The organism is Alteromonas gilva, assembly GCF_028595265.1.
GTDB lineage: Bacteria > Pseudomonadota > Gammaproteobacteria > Enterobacterales > Alteromonadaceae > Alteromonas > Alteromonas gilva.
The window spans coordinates 802,833-819,409 of the sequence record NZ_JAQQXP010000001.1 but is presented as its reverse complement, the minus strand read 5'-3'; the positions used below and the strand labels follow the sequence as shown (position 1 = coordinate 819,409).

The 16,577-nt window shown below is 48.9% G+C and carries 20 protein-coding genes; 8 read left to right on the top strand and 12 right to left on the bottom strand.

Annotated elements, in window-relative coordinates:
- Nucleotides 1-3: 3 nt before the first annotated feature.
- From kynU to dnaB, 3 genes are all read right to left on the bottom strand, one after another.
- The gene (kynU, locus tag OIK42_RS03655; protein ID WP_273638428.1) at nt 4-1,236 is read right to left on the bottom strand and encodes a kynureninase; all 1,233 of its coding nucleotides are present in this window, start codon (nt 1,234-1,236) and stop codon (nt 4-6) included.
- Nucleotides 1,237-2,091: an alpha/beta hydrolase family protein gene (locus tag OIK42_RS03650; protein ID WP_273638427.1), complete on the bottom strand. Its 855-nt coding sequence runs from the start codon at nt 2,089-2,091 to the stop codon at nt 1,237-1,239. It lies immediately after the preceding gene.
- Between the two features lie 395 nt (nt 2,092-2,486).
- Nucleotides 2,487-3,875 carry a replicative DNA helicase gene (gene dnaB, locus OIK42_RS03645; protein WP_273638426.1) on the bottom strand — a complete coding sequence of 463 codons (1,389 nt, stop codon included), beginning with the start codon at nt 3,873-3,875 and terminating at the stop codon, nt 2,487-2,489.
- A 247-nt stretch (nt 3,876-4,122) separates the two neighbouring features.
- Here dnaB and OIK42_RS03640 point away from each other — a divergent pair, with 247 nt between their 5' ends.
- The 5 genes from OIK42_RS03640 (at nt 4,123) to OIK42_RS03620 (ending at nt 8,337) form a co-directional block, all read left to right on the top strand.
- Entirely contained in the window at nt 4,123-5,355 is a 1,233-nt protein-coding gene (locus OIK42_RS03640) for an NHL repeat-containing protein (RefSeq protein WP_273638425.1), read from the top strand.
- A gap of 404 nt (nt 5,356-5,759) precedes the next feature.
- A complete protein-coding gene (locus tag OIK42_RS03635) occupies nt 5,760-6,806 on the top strand; it encodes a hypothetical protein (RefSeq protein ID WP_273638424.1) in 1,047 nt (348 codons plus the stop codon).
- A 67-nt stretch (nt 6,807-6,873) separates the two neighbouring features.
- The gene (locus OIK42_RS03630; protein WP_273638423.1) at nt 6,874-7,314 is read left to right on the top strand and encodes a hypothetical protein; all 441 of its coding nucleotides are present in this window, start codon (nt 6,874-6,876) and stop codon (nt 7,312-7,314) included.
- Nucleotides 7,315-7,408: 94 nt separating this feature from the next.
- Nucleotides 7,409-7,813, top strand: coding sequence for a hypothetical protein (locus OIK42_RS03625; protein WP_273638422.1), 405 nt, complete (start codon nt 7,409-7,411; stop codon nt 7,811-7,813).
- Between the two features lie 86 nt (nt 7,814-7,899).
- Nucleotides 7,900-8,337: a hypothetical protein gene (locus tag OIK42_RS03620; RefSeq protein ID WP_273638421.1), complete on the top strand. Its 438-nt coding sequence runs from the start codon at nt 7,900-7,902 to the stop codon at nt 8,335-8,337.
- A gap of 41 nt (nt 8,338-8,378) precedes the next feature.
- Here OIK42_RS03620 and OIK42_RS03615 read toward each other — a convergent pair whose 3' ends face one another.
- The 7 genes from OIK42_RS03615 to OIK42_RS03585 all read right to left on the bottom strand — a co-directional run bounded on the left by OIK42_RS03615 (nt 8,379) and on the right by OIK42_RS03585 (nt 13,387).
- Complete coding sequence (locus OIK42_RS03615; RefSeq protein WP_273638420.1) at nt 8,379-9,413, bottom strand: trypsin-like serine protease; 1,035 nt, start codon at nt 9,411-9,413, stop codon at nt 8,379-8,381.
- A gap of 210 nt (nt 9,414-9,623) precedes the next feature.
- A complete protein-coding gene (locus tag OIK42_RS03610) occupies nt 9,624-9,875 on the bottom strand; it encodes a hypothetical protein (protein WP_273638419.1) in 252 nt (83 codons plus the stop codon).
- Nucleotides 9,876-9,958: 83 nt separating this feature from the next.
- The gene (locus OIK42_RS03605; RefSeq protein WP_273638418.1) at nt 9,959-10,177 is read right to left on the bottom strand and encodes a hypothetical protein; all 219 of its coding nucleotides are present in this window, start codon (nt 10,175-10,177) and stop codon (nt 9,959-9,961) included.
- A gap of 276 nt (nt 10,178-10,453) precedes the next feature.
- Nucleotides 10,454-10,933, bottom strand: a complete 480-nt coding sequence (locus OIK42_RS03600; protein WP_273638417.1) for a hypothetical protein — start codon at nt 10,931-10,933, stop codon at nt 10,454-10,456.
- A 396-nt stretch (nt 10,934-11,329) separates the two neighbouring features.
- The gene (locus OIK42_RS03595; protein ID WP_273638416.1) at nt 11,330-12,307 is read right to left on the bottom strand and encodes a DUF4097 family beta strand repeat-containing protein; all 978 of its coding nucleotides are present in this window, start codon (nt 12,305-12,307) and stop codon (nt 11,330-11,332) included.
- Nucleotides 12,308-12,318: 11 nt separating this feature from the next.
- Nucleotides 12,319-12,816 (bottom strand): hypothetical protein, encoded by a 498-nt coding sequence (locus tag OIK42_RS03590; protein ID WP_273638415.1) that lies wholly within the window; start codon nt 12,814-12,816, stop codon nt 12,319-12,321.
- The gene (locus OIK42_RS03585; RefSeq protein ID WP_273638414.1) at nt 12,809-13,387 is read right to left on the bottom strand and encodes an RNA polymerase sigma factor; all 579 of its coding nucleotides are present in this window, start codon (nt 13,385-13,387) and stop codon (nt 12,809-12,811) included. The genes OIK42_RS03590 and OIK42_RS03585 overlap by 8 nt, the downstream gene beginning before the upstream one ends.
- Before the next feature lie 147 nt (nt 13,388-13,534).
- On the opposite strand from OIK42_RS03585, the gene OIK42_RS03580 reads away from it, so the two are divergent.
- The 3 genes from OIK42_RS03580 to OIK42_RS03570 all read left to right on the top strand — a co-directional run bounded on the left by OIK42_RS03580 (nt 13,535) and on the right by OIK42_RS03570 (nt 15,784).
- Nucleotides 13,535-14,179 (top strand): MOSC domain-containing protein, encoded by a 645-nt coding sequence (locus OIK42_RS03580; RefSeq protein WP_273638413.1) that lies wholly within the window; start codon nt 13,535-13,537, stop codon nt 14,177-14,179.
- Nucleotides 14,180-14,516: 337 nt separating this feature from the next.
- Entirely contained in the window at nt 14,517-15,056 is a 540-nt protein-coding gene (locus tag OIK42_RS03575) for a glycoside hydrolase family 108 protein (protein WP_273638412.1), read from the top strand.
- 8 nt (nt 15,057-15,064) lie between these two features.
- Nucleotides 15,065-15,784 (top strand): 3TM-type holin, encoded by a 720-nt coding sequence (locus OIK42_RS03570; RefSeq protein ID WP_273638411.1) that lies wholly within the window; start codon nt 15,065-15,067, stop codon nt 15,782-15,784.
- A gap of 78 nt (nt 15,785-15,862) precedes the next feature.
- Here the strand turns inward: OIK42_RS03570 and rplI are convergent, their stop codons facing one another.
- Both rplI and rpsR read right to left on the bottom strand, forming a co-directional pair.
- A complete protein-coding gene (rplI, locus tag OIK42_RS03565) occupies nt 15,863-16,315 on the bottom strand; it encodes a 50S ribosomal protein L9 (RefSeq protein WP_273638410.1) in 453 nt (150 codons plus the stop codon).
- Nucleotides 16,316-16,342: 27 nt separating this feature from the next.
- Complete coding sequence (rpsR, locus tag OIK42_RS03560; RefSeq protein ID WP_273638409.1) at nt 16,343-16,570, bottom strand: 30S ribosomal protein S18; 228 nt, start codon at nt 16,568-16,570, stop codon at nt 16,343-16,345.
- Between the last annotated feature and the right edge of the window lie 7 nt (nt 16,571-16,577).

The window sequence follows — 16,577 nt, the reverse complement described above, 5'->3', positions numbered from 1 at the left end:
GCCTTAAGTCACCGCTAACTTTCTTTGGTACTTTTCGTCAAGGTAGGCTCTGCTTTCAACCACCTCTTTTAGCTTTTCACATGCATGCCACAGATCGGCAAAGCTCAGGTACAACGGCGCAAAACCGATGCGCAAAATATCGGGCGCTCTGAAATCGGCAATAACACCAGCATCAATCCAGGCCTGACAAATCGCATAACTATGCTCGTGTCTGAAGGCTAACTGACTGCCACGCTCCTCCGCAATGAGCGGCGAAATGCAGGTTAATTCCTTTGTCAGCCCAAGCGTGTTAAGGGCTTCCAGAAAGAACTCACTGAGCGCGATTGACTTTGCCCTGACGTGTGTCATATCAATGTCGGCCCAAAGCGCCAGCGCCGCATTCAGTACGCTCATCGACAGCACGGGCGGAGTGCCTGAAAGGCTTTGCTTAATTGACTGTGAAGGTGCATAACTGTTATCAAATGCAAAAGGCGTCGCGTGCCCCATCCAGCCACTGATGGGCTGTCGAAAGCGCCGTTGATGGCGCTTGGCAACATAAATAAATGCCGGCGCACCCGGCCCACCATTGAGGTACTTATAGGTACAGCCAACCGCAAAGTCAGCGCCATGTTCATCCAGAGCTACCGGCACCGCACCCGCCGAGTGCGCCAAATCCCACACTACCAGAATGCCTTTCTTGTGCGCTGCTGAGGTGAGTGCCTGCATATCCAGCAGCCTGCCGGAACGAAAGTTAACCTGCGTCAGCAGTAACACCGCAGTGTGCTCATCAAGACTGCGCTCGATGTCAGTTTCTGCCACTTTAATCAGCTCGCATCGCTGCGTTCCTAACTGCTCCTGTAAGCCTTCGACCGTATAGATATCAGTCGGGAAATTATCTTCCGTGGTAATCACTTTATGCCTGTCGCTCTGCATTGCCAACGCGGCGCTTAGCACTTTAAACAAGTTCACAGATATGGAGTCGCAGCACACCACCTGCTCTGACCCGGCACCAATTATTGGCGCAATTTGCTCACCACAAATGGTAGGCAGGTCAATCCAGCGATGCTTATTCCAACTGGTGATCAGATCGGTGCCCCACTGCCCGGCCGTCACCTCGACCGCTCGCTCTCTGGCAGCAATGGGTAATGGCCCAAGAGAATTACCATCGAGATAAATAACTCCCTGCGGTAACGCAAATGCGCTACCAATCGATTTGAGGGGATCCTGAGTATCTAAGTGTTGCGCATCAGCTAGCATTTATTTTTCCTGCGTAAGCAATTCAACCAAGCGCCCAAAGGCATGTGAATTGGCATGTAAATAATCGAAGTGCCCGGCGTTCTCGACCATGATGGTATTTGCCCCCGGCAAGTGACTCTGGGCAACCGGAACAATGCTGTCGGCCGTCCCTTGTAGTAACGTCACTGGCATGGCAATGTTGGCCACCGACGGCGTAGCCTTTTCATAAGCCTGAGGCACATCAGCCGGAAAGCCGTTGAAAAAGCCAGGTGTCGCCGTTTGACAGCTATTAGTACCCGCCGCATAACGAACCGGATCGGTAATCGCTGCCAAACCGATCACCCGCTGAAAAAATGCTGTATTCGGTTGTTGAGTCGTGTGCTGGGCAGCCAGCAATGCTAAATGCCCTCCCGCAGAATGGCCAACCAAACTCACCGGCACCCCATCAGGACCGGCTTGCTCCAGCCACTGCCGGGTAACGGCTAAAGCCTTTTGAATGTCATCCAGTGTTCCTGGCCAGCCGCCGCCCTCATCGCCGGTTCGGCGATACTCAATTGCCAGGGCGGTAACTCCCTGGGAAGCCAACGCTGACAAAAGGCCTTGCGCATGGGTGTAATCATAAGCGTTCAGCCAACATCCACCGTGCACAAACACCATCACTGCTTTAGGTGCAGAACTCGCATCCCAGCGGTAAATAGTTTGCAGTGGACTGCTGCCATAAGACTGCGAAGATGTCGCGGGCTCGAAGGGCTGCGCAATGATATCGCTGTAGGGCACGTTGCTGCGCGTTGACTCCGTCACCGGAGTAGGAGACTGGGTTGCTGTCTGGCATCCGGCCAGCAACGTTAGCACTGTCATCAAATAAAGTGTTCGCATAGATTCTTCTTATTGTTAAAGCATTGGACTGCGGCAGGATTGACTTTGTGGTGGTTACTGATAACTGCTCAACACATCACTGGCACGCGGCATTCGCCAGTTAGTCTACATGAGCCAAAGGCAGTAAGTCATCCCTGTATACCACTCCGGGATAATTAGCCCTGGGCAATAATGCCGGCGCTAAACTCATTCAACAGCGTCTGATTTTATTTGCCAGCCGCCCACATGAATATTGCCGTGCGGCGGGGTCAGCTTTATCTTGGGGAGGTCGTTGGGATAAGCGAAAACCCGACGCAGCACCTGCGCCAGCCTTGCGCACAACGACAACGGCTATGCTGTTGCTGATACCAAGAATATCGACGTACTGGCGTGCTATGGGCTGAGTCTAAAGGTACTTAGTACTCATCCTGCACTGCCGGGCCGGCATAATTGTCGAACCGCGAAAACTGGCCCTGGAAGGTCAGGCGACTGGTGCCTATCGGGCCGTTACGTTGTTTACCGATGATAATTTCAGCGACGCCTTTGTCTTCACTGTTTTCGTGATACACCTCATCACGGTAAATAAACATAATAAGGTCGGCATCCTGCTCGATAGAGCCAGATTCACGCAGATCTGAATTGACCGGACGCTTATCGGCACGTTGCTCCAGGCTTCGGTTTAGCTGCGACAGTGCCACAACCGGAATATTCAGCTCTTTAGCGAGGGCTTTCAGTGAGCGGGAAATTTCGGCAATTTCCAGGGTCCGGTTTTCGCTTAATGAGGGTACCCGCATTAATTGCAGGTAATCCACCATGATCATACTTAAGCCACCGCGTTCACGGGCCAGCTTACGCGCCCGGCTGCGCACATCCATAGGCGTAAGACCTGATGAGTCATCCACATAGATGTTGTCTTTTTCCTTGAGCATAGCCATGGTGTTGGAGATCCGCGCCCAGTCTTCATCGTCAAGTTGGGCGGTCCGTATTTTGGTTTGATCAACCCGGCTGAGTGAGGCCAGCATCCGCATCATGATTTGTTCAGAGGGCATCTCTAAACTAAATACCAGCACCGGCTTGTCTTCGGCGAGCATGGCATTTTCGGCCAGGTTCATAGCAAAGGTGGTTTTACCCATGGATGGACGCGCCGCAACAATAATCAGATCAGACGGCTGCAAACCACTGGTTTTCTTATCGAGATCAGAAAATCCGGTGGTAACGCCGGTTACCTCACGGTTATCTTTTATCAGCGCTTCAAGGCGATCAATGGTTTTGCCCAGCACCGACTCGATACTCTGCGGCCCCTCGGACTCACCGGTACGACGCTCGGCAATCTCAAATACCTTGCTCTCGGCCATATCGAGGATATCAGCGCTATTGCGCCCTTCCGGGTTATAGCCTACCTCAGCAATCTCATTGGCAACCCCAATGAGTTCACGAGTTATTGCCCGCTCCCGAATAATTTTGGCATAAGCGGTAACGTTGGCAGAACTGGGGGTATTGCGGGCGAGTTCCCCTAAATAAGCAAAACCACCGGCATCATCGAGCTGGTCGTTATTCTCGAGAAGCTCAGAAACCGTGATCAAATCAACCGGTTGGCTATTCGCAAGCAGTTTTAAAATAGCTTTAAAAACGATTTGATGGGAGCGGTTGTAAAATTCAGAGTCGGTTACCAGCTCCGACACTTTGTCCCATGACTCAGGATCGATGAGCATGCTTCCAAGTACAGCCTGCTCAGCTTCGATACTGTGCGGGGGGACTTTGAGTTTTTCGACACTCTGATCGGGATTAGTGGGAACAGCTTTCACAAACGTTAAAAACCTAGCGGGTAAAATCAAAGGAGTATTATGCTTTATTTGTAACGCCCTGTTAAGAACAACGCTAATTCATTATCGTATTTGTTTAGAACACTTTATACTTTCTGCCGCTTTGCCAATAACTTAGTGCCGATACTGTCAACCAGACTGTAGAAATGATCCAACGACCGTTTATACAGTATATAGTTTGTTAGCCAGTCCCTTTACCCACTTTATTTAAACTGCAAGGAGCTATACCGTGCCGAGACTTTCGTTAACTGCATTGTGGTCGCCACAACAACACGCTCGTGGCCTCGCTGCATTCTTGTTACTTACTGTTGCAGGAATGCAAGCAGCGCACGCCGAGCCAGCGTTGGTAGACCTTGAAAGCTATCCGGAGCCGGGGGCGTCAAAGCCAATGCCAACCTTCAAAGTAGACGCCAGCTGGCCACGCCTGCCTGACACCTGGTTAATTGGTCAGGTGCCCGGCCTGGCGGTTGATAAACACGATAATGTTTGGGTGCTGCACCGTCCTAATTCTCTTGGTCAACTCGATTTGGCACTGGAGCAAACGCCGGTCACCGGCGTTTGCTGTGAAGCGGCCCCTCATGTATTGCAAATATCACCGGCCGGTAAAGTGCTCAATAGCTGGGGTGGTGATGCCATTGCGCCCAGCATACAGGGCGTTAATCAATGGCCCGAAGTTGTACACGGCCTGTACGTTGACGATAACGATACCGTTTGGCTGGGCGGCAACGGCGAAGGCGATCACGTGGTGCTTAACTTTACCGCTGACGGCAAGTTTATTCGCCAGTTTGGCGAGCGCAACAGCACCGATGGCAATGCCAGTAAGACCACTCTGGGTAACCCGGCCGATATTCATCATGATACCGACAGCGGCGAAGTGATTATTGCCGACGGCTACATCAACAAGCGCATTATTGGCTTTAATGCTAACACCAATGATTTTTCTCAGTACTGGGGGGCCTACGCTAACCAGCCCGGTGGCGGCACGCGTGAAGGTGCGTTTGATGTTTCCCAGGCCACCGCTGGGGCTGAGAATATCAATACCAATGCGCAAAACTTTGGTGACATTATACACTGCGTGACAAAAGCCAGTGATGGCCGCATTTACGTATGCGATCGCCGAAATAACCGCCTGCAGGTGTTTAAGCACGATAGCGAAGGGAAAGTACAGTTTGTACGCGATCTGGTTATTGCCGGCGAAACCATGGGGCTTGGTACCGCTACCGATGTCGCCTTTTCGCCGGATAACAAATACCTCTATGTCGCAGACATGATGAATGGCCGCATATGGGTACTGTGGCACGACACCTATGAAGTGCTTGGCAGTTTTGGCCGCCCCGGACGTTACCCGGGTCAGTTTACCTGGCTGCATAGCCTGGTCAGCGACAGTCAGGGCAACCTGTACACGTCCGAGGTTGCAACCGGGCGCCGCGCACAAAAACTGGTGCTACAAACAGCCAACTAAAAGCGTACACACACAGTTTACGCTGAGCCAGTAATAACTGGCTCAGCTAAGCTCATACCAAGTACCATACATAAAATACTGCCCGTTTTTTCCGCTTTTTACGGCAACCTTTTGCCTCATCGCCGCACCTGCAAAATACACAGATACCGTTCACAGCGTCAGCCTTGCCGCTGAACTGACACCATTCGTCCTGAGTTACACATTCTCTTACCTCCCCACGAACATTCGCCTGTTAAGCGGCAATGTCTTTTATTTGCGTAACCAGTATTTGGCTTAACCTTCTAATATTCAGGCATGGCTGTTTACCCAAGCGTACAAAGCTGATGCTTCGCGAGGTATCTGGCATAAAAATCGCTCAATGGAATTACCATGCTGACGCGAATATGCAGCCTAAAGGACTTACTATGATCAACACGACAATCCGGTTCAGTGACGCTTCGGTCGACCTCTTGCGGGTTCGTAAGCTCAACGAACAGGATATTTCCGGATTCGCTGATATCTTAGCAAACGCTGCACAGCAAAATGGCTCGGCGAAAGATTTTCTGCAATCGCTGTCACCAGAGGAGCTGCGACTGGTACAAAAAGCCAATAGTTTAGCCAATCCCATTGAAGTTAACGCCTTGAGTAAAGAAGGCGCACAGAACCTGCTCAGTCAACCTGATGGCTCTGATCTCGTTGACTTAAATAACGACGGAATTGTTGAAGTAGGCGCGGCCAGAACGATTCATTTTCCGCCGGTCAATGCGCCCGCATCGGTAAAAGCTGCCTGGGAAGAAGCCACTGCAGACTTAGCGCCCTTCGATAAGGTCACGCTTGAGCTTACCATGCATCATATGGTTTATGGCGTTAACCTTGATATACCCGGGGCTGTGCAAAAAACGCCTCTACCGCCTGAACAACAGTGGAACGGCACAAATATTAAGAGGCTGGAAAACTATGCCCGTTCCAACCTTGAGTTCAGAGTTAACTACGATGGCTGGACGCCATACAACCAGCAGTTAAAAACAGTTTACGACAGTTTTTTTGCCACCATTGGCGGCGGCAGTAGTGCTCCACAACCCGGTTTTACCACAGAGCAGCCAGCGGTAAACAATGCACCGACAGTGATACCTTCAGACATCACTGACGCCGAAGGTGACAACACAGCTAATGAAGCTGATGAAGAGGCGCCCCACCCCAATTCACTGCTCAATGAAGTACACCAGTTAATTTTAGCCGCCAGACTCGGTATTGACCGCCAAAAAATAAAAGAACTCGAAAAAGAAATGGAGGCGGTTCGCAACGATACGACTCTCAGCGCTGAGCAAAAGGCAGAAAAACTCCAGGCATTGCAACAAGAAATTGAACAGCTAATTGAAAAAGCCCGGGAGCGAGCGGTGGAAGAAGAAAAGCGCAAAGCAACGCAGGAAGCGACAACCGTGATGCAAAAAGAGCGTTTAAAAATCACCTGACTGCATTAAGAGCTTAAGTAGCCGCTAGTGTCCCAGAGCCTGTTAGTAAACACCATAAGGAATTGAAATGCTTATCACCAGCAATACCCAGGCAAGCCTTGTGCAAACTTATACACACGTCTCCCAAAAACAGGTTGAGGACACTCAGTCGAATGAATCATCCGCTCAGAGCCGAACCACGGATACTGTCTCTATTAGCGATACAGCAAAGAATGCCAATGTAACGTGGCAACGCATTGCTGACAAATATGATGTCACCAATATTACCGGGCCTGAAATTGCGGATATGGCCAAAGAGCTTTATAACAACGGATTGATTTCGGGTAGCGAAATGCTTGATTTGTACAGGCCCACGGGATTGAACCATGCAGATACCGTTCATGAAAAGCGCAACCATTTAGCGCAAATGGAGAGAAGCTATGAAATGGTCAAAAACTACCCGAAGAACTCACTCGAATATATAAAAAGCTTTGAAAAAGCCATCGAAATACTAAAACGGATTGGATAACACTCATTCAGATAACAATGGTAAGGCCTGAGTTGCCGTTACGTTGGAGCAAAGCGCGCTCTGCTATACCCCCCCCCCACATATGGAACCGACAATGCAAATTGACTCTACATTCGCTACCCGCATTTTCTTGCAAAATGACGCCCCTGCACAACGCGCATCGAGAAACGAAAAACAGCCCGGCAACGCCCAAACGCCTTTTCAGGGCATAGCATTAGGCGACGGGCGCCCGGTACTTAGCACAATGTCAGCCGCCACCAAATTCAACATCGAAGAACGCTACCGGGATAACCCCCCGTTAAAAACACAATTGATGTCGGCAGATGAGATGCGCAACTACTGGCAAAACTATGGGCAGAGCCGGGATGTTACAGCCATTGCTTATATTGATGGTGAGCCTGCAATGATGTTTGGTAAACACACACAACCAGCCGTAATCAATTCTCGCGTTTTGCCAATACCGGCGCCAATGCCAATAACAATACCGAGCAAACCCTGAATGCGCTCAAATCCGAATACGGCAATCGCCTCAGCGTTGAATACTTTAGCCAACCACAAGGGCCCACTAATGCCGAAGCTTTTGAGTTGTTTAACGGCAAATCATTTGATGGCTATGTTGCTGAGCAGGTTGGCAATACACTGTCTGCACAGGCGACACAGGAACAACAAAGAATGGTGCGACAACAGCGACAGCTTGCCTGGGACAACGCCCCGGTGAACGCCATATTCAGAGTCAATGACACCATTATCGCCAGCTCTGCAGAGGATACGGTTAATCTGCATACCAATAACCTGCTGACGATGATGGATAACTTAGGTGTGAGTCGCGAGCAAGCCCAGACGCTTTATCGCAATACCATTGGAAAACCAGTGAATGCTCAAGCACTTGAGCAACAATTAGCGAGCCTATTTGGTTCGAACTTAAGCGGTGAATACCCCGACGGCAATTCACGCCCAACCAGAAAGGCTGTGTCAGCAACGGCCGAAGCACAATACAGGCAGAGTTATAACCAGCTCAGTTAGCCCGGCGCCTGCGGGCTATTGTCTCGGCATACAACTAGCCGCTATTTGCAAGCGGCTATACACAAACCACTACTAGCTCGCACACGTTTGCGTCGCCGCATAACCAACATTACCATGCCAGCGCTACACATTGTCAGCAATGAACCCGGGGCCGAAACCACAACTTCAGGCGCCAACAATGCCTGTGTTTGGCTAATCCACGAGGTAAACGAGCTGACCCGGGTTGATGCCGAAAACTCACCATAACCCGAATTTAAATCGTTATCGCCAGACACCGCAACGCCAAAGGAGTGAACCCCGGCCAAAAACCACTCACCGTTATCCTCTAAAAAATAACCGCCGCCGCTGTCACCAGGAGCAATGCCCATTTCTAAATCAAGCGCAGTGCCAGACGATGCACCGTACCACGCCATTGGATTCTCTAAATAGCTGGGGTTACTGTTGATACCGGTGCCTTGTGCTGGGTCTGTGCCAGCGGGCGCATCAAAATCGTTCCAGAGTAACCGGCCGTGGGTTTCACCAAAAAAATTAATCTCGTCGATTTCATTGGTGCCGGCCCGCTTGGTGCCGGATAGTTGCACGTCGCCAGACAGCCCGTTACCACCGCGACCAAAGCCGACATGCGTTCCTACATTACCCACTTCGTTGTTGCCACCGTAGAGCAACGCCGCCGTGACGTTTTGCACCGCTTCGGCTAGTAAAACCAAACCAATGTCCCACCCTTCCAACAAACTGGCTAAGGTATCACCGCCCGTCCAACTGTCGTGCGCCACCCAACTCTGGCCCTGATAGATGCTGCCACCTACATTAAATTCCATGTAGTTAGTTTCTGAGTTATCAACGCAGTGGGCGGCAGTTAATACGAAATTGGCACTAATTAAGGTGCCGGAGCAGCGACGCCGAAAACTATTCAGACCGCTCTTTCCGTAAACCAGATCTCCGACGGGTTTAAACTGATCTTGCGCAGCTAAATTAAGGTAGGCTTGATTGGCAACATCATGTCTAATAACACCTGCTTGCGTCATCACCGGGATCAGCAACACTGCACAACAAACAGCAGTTAATAACTTCTTCATCCTGTTTACTCAGTTAATATCTAATCAATTATTGATTGATTTTTTATAGTTATAAACGTCCATCGAACATCCTAGCAATAACTACACCCAAAATTTTTACATATACGTTTCATATGCTTAACCATCAGCCAAACGCTGCAGTAAAGAAAGATGTAAAAAAAGCGGACACTAAATTCAGGCGACGTGTTGCACAGGAGTTGAAACTGCGGCTTACTTCATGTGTACTTTGCCGCCAATCATTTTATATGCAGGGGTACCGCGAATAAGGGTTTCTCTGGCAAATTCCTGGCCGCATCCCGGGCAGCAGCAGGCTTGTTCGGTGTAATCTTCGACGATACGCTCGATAAAACATTTTACCAGCGCGCCCTTTCCCCCTTTTCGGTACTTAAAAATGCGCGCTTTGCACTGCGAGCAGGAAATTTGAACCGTACGTACCGGCCCTTTTTTATTTGGCTTAGCCATTTACAACAAAAAGATATTAAACATTTGCCGCCATGATAGGCATTGGTACAGTAAAACGCAAAGTGAGGACAACTCATTGCGCGTTACTGTGAGTTTTCTTTCTGGCATTCACAACGGGGGAAAGACAGCTTTATCACCAAAAAGAGCAGCACCGAAAAAAATGGGAAGAACAAAAAAATAATTCCCCATACAACCATTTCGGCCTTTGAGTAAAACTTGTTTCTGAACAGGTACACCGGTAGCACACTACACACAGCGATTACAAATACAAAACCTGCCAGCACCATAAATGTATCATTCATATACATAGTAATTTCCTTTTTTAGCTATCAGCAATAGGTCACTGTTTGTTAGTGACACCGTGCTGCCTCCTCCTTTGGCTTATCCATTTTCAAGAGGAGAGATTAGGCATGGATGCCACTTAAGGCATTAATACAGTAAAACGCAAAGTGAGGACAAAAAATTACGCTTTACTGTGTTCATATTATTTATCTACGGTTTTCATCTCTCGGGAGTGATAATTTTAATACCAAAAAGACCAGTACCAAATAAATATCATTAGAGTACATATTGTTCTCCTATGGAACCGAACAGCGATAGGTAACTGGCCGTTTTATCGTTCCATCTGGTTCTACTGTCTCTTCAACATGTGTAGGATTACACCTAATGCCTGAATTTCCAAATCCTCCAAGGGCACCGCCACTGCCACTTGTATACCCCATATATAAATCGAGATAACCATACAAAGGTAAAGCTTCGTCCTCAGTAAGTATAACCGTTAAAGGCACCAAATTTTCTGACGAATCATCCGGGATTTTTAAAAGTGTACCGTCTTCCCAAATAAGAAATGCACTATCTGGAACATATTCCATCGCTAGATCAAAGACACCATTAAGCGCAACTTTATCAAAACTTTTCAGCCTGAAAGTCATTACTACATTATCGGCAAAAGTCACATTAATAGAACTAGTAGTACTAAAGTCAATTATTTTCGACACGGCACCCACAACGTCCAACGGGCGTATTACAGCATTAACGAGTGAAAACCAAGTGCTCATAATCTCACAACTGACCTGATTCTGAAGTTGCGGGCTTGCGAGAACATCATACCCATTCAAAGGGCTTTCAAATGGCTAGCTAAAAAAATCCTTAGTTTGAACCGAAAACTCGCCCTAAGCACTAACCACCTCTCCAGGCACCATATGCGATGCGTCTATCGTGGTATACGGAGACTTGCTAATCAAGACATCAAGTTTACGTCTTTATTAAACCGTCCGTGAAAACGGGGTAGAACCCTAAAGACTGTTGAGCCGGTCGAAACCTGGTCACTGAATTTTTGGGTACGTAATTACTTTACTTATTTACCATTTCATAAGGCGAAGCCCCTCATAACTCATAGTGCTACAGGGGCGAGGTAAAAATTGACTTGTTAAATTCAGTCAGTTAATAAAAGGCTATTCAACCGTTATCCGGCCATTTACCGTAGAGATGCGTACTCTGGCGTCACCGCTGCCTTCGGTAAATTCAAGCCATTGCCCCGGGCCATACTTAGCCTTATTAACGTCAGTGCCGTTCAGCTTGTTAACGATTTTACCACCAGCATGTGCCTCAATATCAAAGCGTGCTGACACATCATTGGTAAATGACAGCGTGATACTGCCGCCCACGGTTTCAACGCCCACATCGGCGCCGCTGTTGAGGGCTAGAGAAACATTCGCATCGCCGTTAACCGATGCCATGGCCAGTCTGTTAACAGTGCCGAGGACCACATTGGTGTTACCGTTCACGGTCTCAATACTGACATCGCTACTGTTACTTTGCAGCGTAATTTTGCCGTTGACACTTTCAATGGCCAGCGCAGCGTCACTGTTATGCTCTGCATCAATATCGCCATTAACGGATTCGACAGTTAACGCGCCAGTGATGTTCCTTAGCTCGACATTACCATTAACCGACTCCACATTAACGCGGCCCGCCAGATTTACCCCTTCAATATCACCATTGACCACCTCAATGGAGGTTCCGCCTTGCAGACCATCGACTTTGACGTCGGAGTTAAGCGTTTCGTAAGCCAGTTTACTGCCTGCCGGCACATAAACGGTCAAATCATCTTTGGCTTCTTCTTTATCTTCCCAGCGGTAGTGGTTATCTTTTACTTCAACGTCAATCACCACCGTATTACCTCGTTTTTCAAAGGTAAACTCTTCAGTTAAAGAACCCAGAGTGCCGGTTATTCTGACCTGGTTTTTGTCCCAGGTTTTAATGTCAGCTTTACCCTGCACATGCTCCATTTCGACAACCGGGCTGCTAGTGGTATCCAGTGTTTGATCAATTTTTTGCTGTGCAATGGTTATTTGCGAAAACAAGATAGCCATTGCTGCTGCGCCCCACGCCAGGCGTTTCGGGGCGTATTTCATTACGTTAGTTTGCATAAATTCACCTATTAGATTTGTTGCCATTTGGGCGCGTGCACTCGCTCAATCAGGTCGATTTGTTGTTGATAAACGCTTTGCAACATACGTAGCAAAGTGCGGTTATTCGGGTCGTTTTCTAGCGCAGCCTTAATTGCATCGGCTGCCGTTTCGAGCTCATTCAGCTGACTTTGCCAGTTATCGGTTACCGCTTCCTGGTCGCTATAAGTCACTAATAATGCTGCTTTCTGGCGCTCATACTCACTGCTAAGCTGGGCTGCTATGCCTGGCTTAGTATCCGAATGTTCGTCGGGCGCTAGCCCTCCCATCAGCAACATGCCAATGAGGCCTGCAGGCACTAACACACTGGCCGCTATGGCTAAATATTTATGGCGTCCTTTGGCAGCGGTGGTTTCGCTGGTTATCGCCAGCTCTATGCCTTGCCATAAATCACGGTTTGGCGTGATTTCCTCAGGCAACGTCTGCAATTTTTCGTCAAGCTTACTGGAATGTTCTGACTTGTTAGTCATGCTGTTCACCTAACCATTCTTCTAATAACTTTCTGGCCCGGTGGTACTGGGCCTTACTGGTACCTACTGCCATTTTTAACATGCGGGCAATATCTTCATGCCGGTACCCTTCAATGGCATGTAATACGAACACTAATCTGGCGCGCTCTGGTAGCCTTACAATGCATTTGTCCAGCTCACTGAGATCGCAGATTGCCTCTGCCTGGAGCTGTTGCTCACTCTCAGCTTCCAGGGTAAACATTCGCTTTAACCAGCCACGCTGTTTACGCAAATAGCTAATGGTAATATTGGCCGCCACACTGTGTAGCCAGGTTGAAAACTGGCTTTGCTCAGAGAAATTTGCCAGCTTCAGCCATACCTGCACAAACACTTCCTGGGTAGCGTCTTCGGCAATGCCGGCATCACCGCCCGTTAAGCGGTAGCTGAGCGCATATACCTGCCCTACGAAACGCTCATAGAGTTGCCGGTAGGCGCCGGTATCACCACCCTGTGCCAGCCGCACCTGATGCAGTATTTGTTGTTGTGTGAAGGCCTTTTCGGCATTCACGATAGTTCCTGCACTTGCTGTCATTGCTTTTCAATTGTTCCAATCAGTGTCTTATCATTATGTTGTCAAAGCGTTAGTCGCCGTTGGGTTGCAAAAGGTTTAAACGCCATAAACCTTTTTTTACTATTTCCGCTACAATACCAGCAGACCCGCTAAATAGAAGGAATTGTCATGTTTGTTGCCGCGCTTTTTGCTGGAAAACCTGCTCCTCTGGGGCCACGCAAAGCTCTTTCAGCCATTTGTAAGCACCCGGTGGAACAGCTTAATGTGCATTGGGATCGTACCGATGAAGATGAACAGGCGAATAAACGACTCCATGGTGGCCCTGAAAAAGTATTACATCAATACAGTCCGGACGGTTACGCGCTGATCAATAAGCACTACCCGGAGCTTGAAGATACCGCTGTGGCAGGCGCTATTGGAGAGAACATAAGCGTAGCCGGCATGAACGATGAGAATGTCTTTATTGGTGATACCTATGCCATAGGTGAAGTTATTGTTCAGGTAGGCGCGCCACGGGCCCCCTGCAATAAAATCAACCAGCGCTTTGGGATAAAAAACTTCGATAGATTTACGGGTGATCATGGCGTTACCGGCTGGTATTACCGTATCAAGCAGCCTGGCGTGATGCGTGTTAACGATCCGGTATCCTTGCTTGAACGACCGGCTCAAAGTGTCAGCGTGGGTGCGCTAATGCGCGCGGTATATAATAAAGACCACTTTTGGCAGGCACAATCCTACGTGGGCTTGCCAGTACTCGATGACGAATGGCGCGGTAAATGTGAAAAGGCCATTGCCAGGCAGCAAAATAGCTAACCGCTAAGGCAGCGCTTTATAACCTGTGGCTGTCTTTTACGGTGGTGAAAGACAGTTCAGTATGTACACCAGTAAGGGTGACTGTCGCTGCAGATAATCTCGCGCCTTGCTAAGGTCACGCCTTGCTAAGGTCGTGCCGCGGGCACAATGCCAAACCAACAAGTTTACCCCCCCATTTATCGCCATGTGCAGCTTAACTCATTTAGCCATAGTTGCTGCGCCCTCCCCACGTACCACGCTCGAGCTGTACAAAAAACCCTCATTTCATTGGCAAATCCGCTGTTTTATGTGTTTAATATTTAGGCAACGCTTAATCAGTCACCACAAGGAGGCGCTCATGGATGTTAACGCAATGATTGATGAAATTCTCGCCAAAGAAGGCGGTTATGTGAATCACCCGGCCGACCGCGGTGGCCCCACCAACTTTGGCATTACGCAAAAAACCCTGTCCCGTTACCTTGAAGTCGTGGTAACCGCCGACATGGTAAAAGCACTGGATGTAGAAACCGCTCGTGACATCTATGCGTTAAATTATTATCGCATACCACGTATTGACCAACTGCCGGAGCCATTACAACCTTTTTTGTTTGATTCGGCGGTTAACCATGGCCCGCGCCGGGCCATTAAATTTTTACAAGAGGTATGTAACGATGCAGGGTTTGGCGCTCTGGTGGTAGATGGCCTGATGGGCCCTAAAACCAAAGCGCAAAGTTACGCCTGCCTGCAGGAACTGGGCGACTGGATGCTGGTGGCGTTAGTGGAAGAGCGACAAATGTTTTACGCCGACATCGTTACCAGTGACGCCAGCCAGAACGTCTTTTTACGCGGCTGGCTGGCGCGGGCCAGAAGCTTTTTACCCAACTACCAAGTGGCGTAGGAGCTGGTATGAGCAAACTCATTGAAAACCCAATATCCGCTATTGCCGACTCTGTTTCTAAAGGCGTAGAAACGGTTGCCGGAGTATTTACCACTAACAAAGAAAAAGACGCTCAGCGTACTGCCGACGAGCAAATGGCGCTTTTACAGTCTTATCAGGCTGAGTTTAACGCGCGCCAAAATCGCACATGGATAGACTCAATCGCCGATGGTTTTAACCGCCTGATCCGCCCGCTCATTGTGTCGCTCATTTTATTTATTTTTGTGATTGCGTATATTTCCCCCGCGCATATGGCAGAAATAACCCTGGCTATGAGCTCCATCCCCGACGGTTACTGGACGCTGCTGAGTGTGATCATTGCGTTTTATTTTGGTGGCCGGATGCAGCTTAAAAGCCAGCAATTTAGCTTCAATAAGACCCAGGCCCACGCCATAAAAGCCCTTATCGAAACCAAAGCCGAGTTTCGCAAGCTTGAACTCGACAACGACGAACCGGATAAGGTTTTCGGCGATACGCTCGCAAAGCAGTCTAATTTTGACGAGACCCGGGCCAATCAGGTTAACCAGGTAGTCGAGGCGGCGCTTATCCACATTAAAGACAGCAATGCAGTGGATGAGGAAGAAAGTAAACAAGCGCTCAGGGAGAAGATTGCCGAAATGAACCAGGAAAGTCACGAGGATGTGGTGTCGCGCCGCCGCTTTGGTCCGCGACGATTAGGCCGCCGTTAACGCTTGTTAGCCGGGAAGGCTATTTTCAGGTACAAAAAAACCGCGCTGTTGCGCGGTTTTTTTTAAATCGGTCGGCGCTTACGCTTCGGCGATGATAACTACTTTAGCAGTAGCCATTACGTCAGAGTGTAATTGCAGGTCGATGTCGTACTCGCCAGTTTCACGCAGTGTACCGGTAGGCAGTTTAACTTCTGCTTTAGCCACTTCAACACCAGCTGCAGTAATTGCATCAGCGATATCTTGTGTACCAACAGAACCAAACAGTTTGCCTTCTTCGCCAGCTGGTGCAGCAATAGTTACTTCACCCAGCTCAGCTACTTTATCAGCACGAGCCTGCGCAGCAGCCAGCTCTTCAGCGATTTTCGCTTCAAGCTCAGCACGACGCGCTTCAAATTTTTCAACGTTTGCTTTAGTTGCAGGAACCGCTTTACCCTGTGGGAAAAGGAAGTTACGTGCAAAGCCAGCTTTAACAGTGACTGTGTCACCCAGACCGCCTAAGTTGGCGATTTTGTCCAGTAGAATGATTTCCATCGATGCTACCCCTTATTCTTCGCCAAATTACTTATGAGAGTCAGTGTACGGAAGCAGTGCAAGAAAACGTGCACGCTTAATAGCACTAGACAGCTGACGCTGGTATTTAGCGCTGGTACCGGTAATACGACTAGGTACAATTTTACCGCTTTCAGTTACGTAGTTTTTCAACATAGCGATATCTTTGTAATCAATCTCAGTAACACCTTCTGCAGAGAAACGGCAGAATTTACGACGTCTAAAAAAACGAGCCATGGTTAAT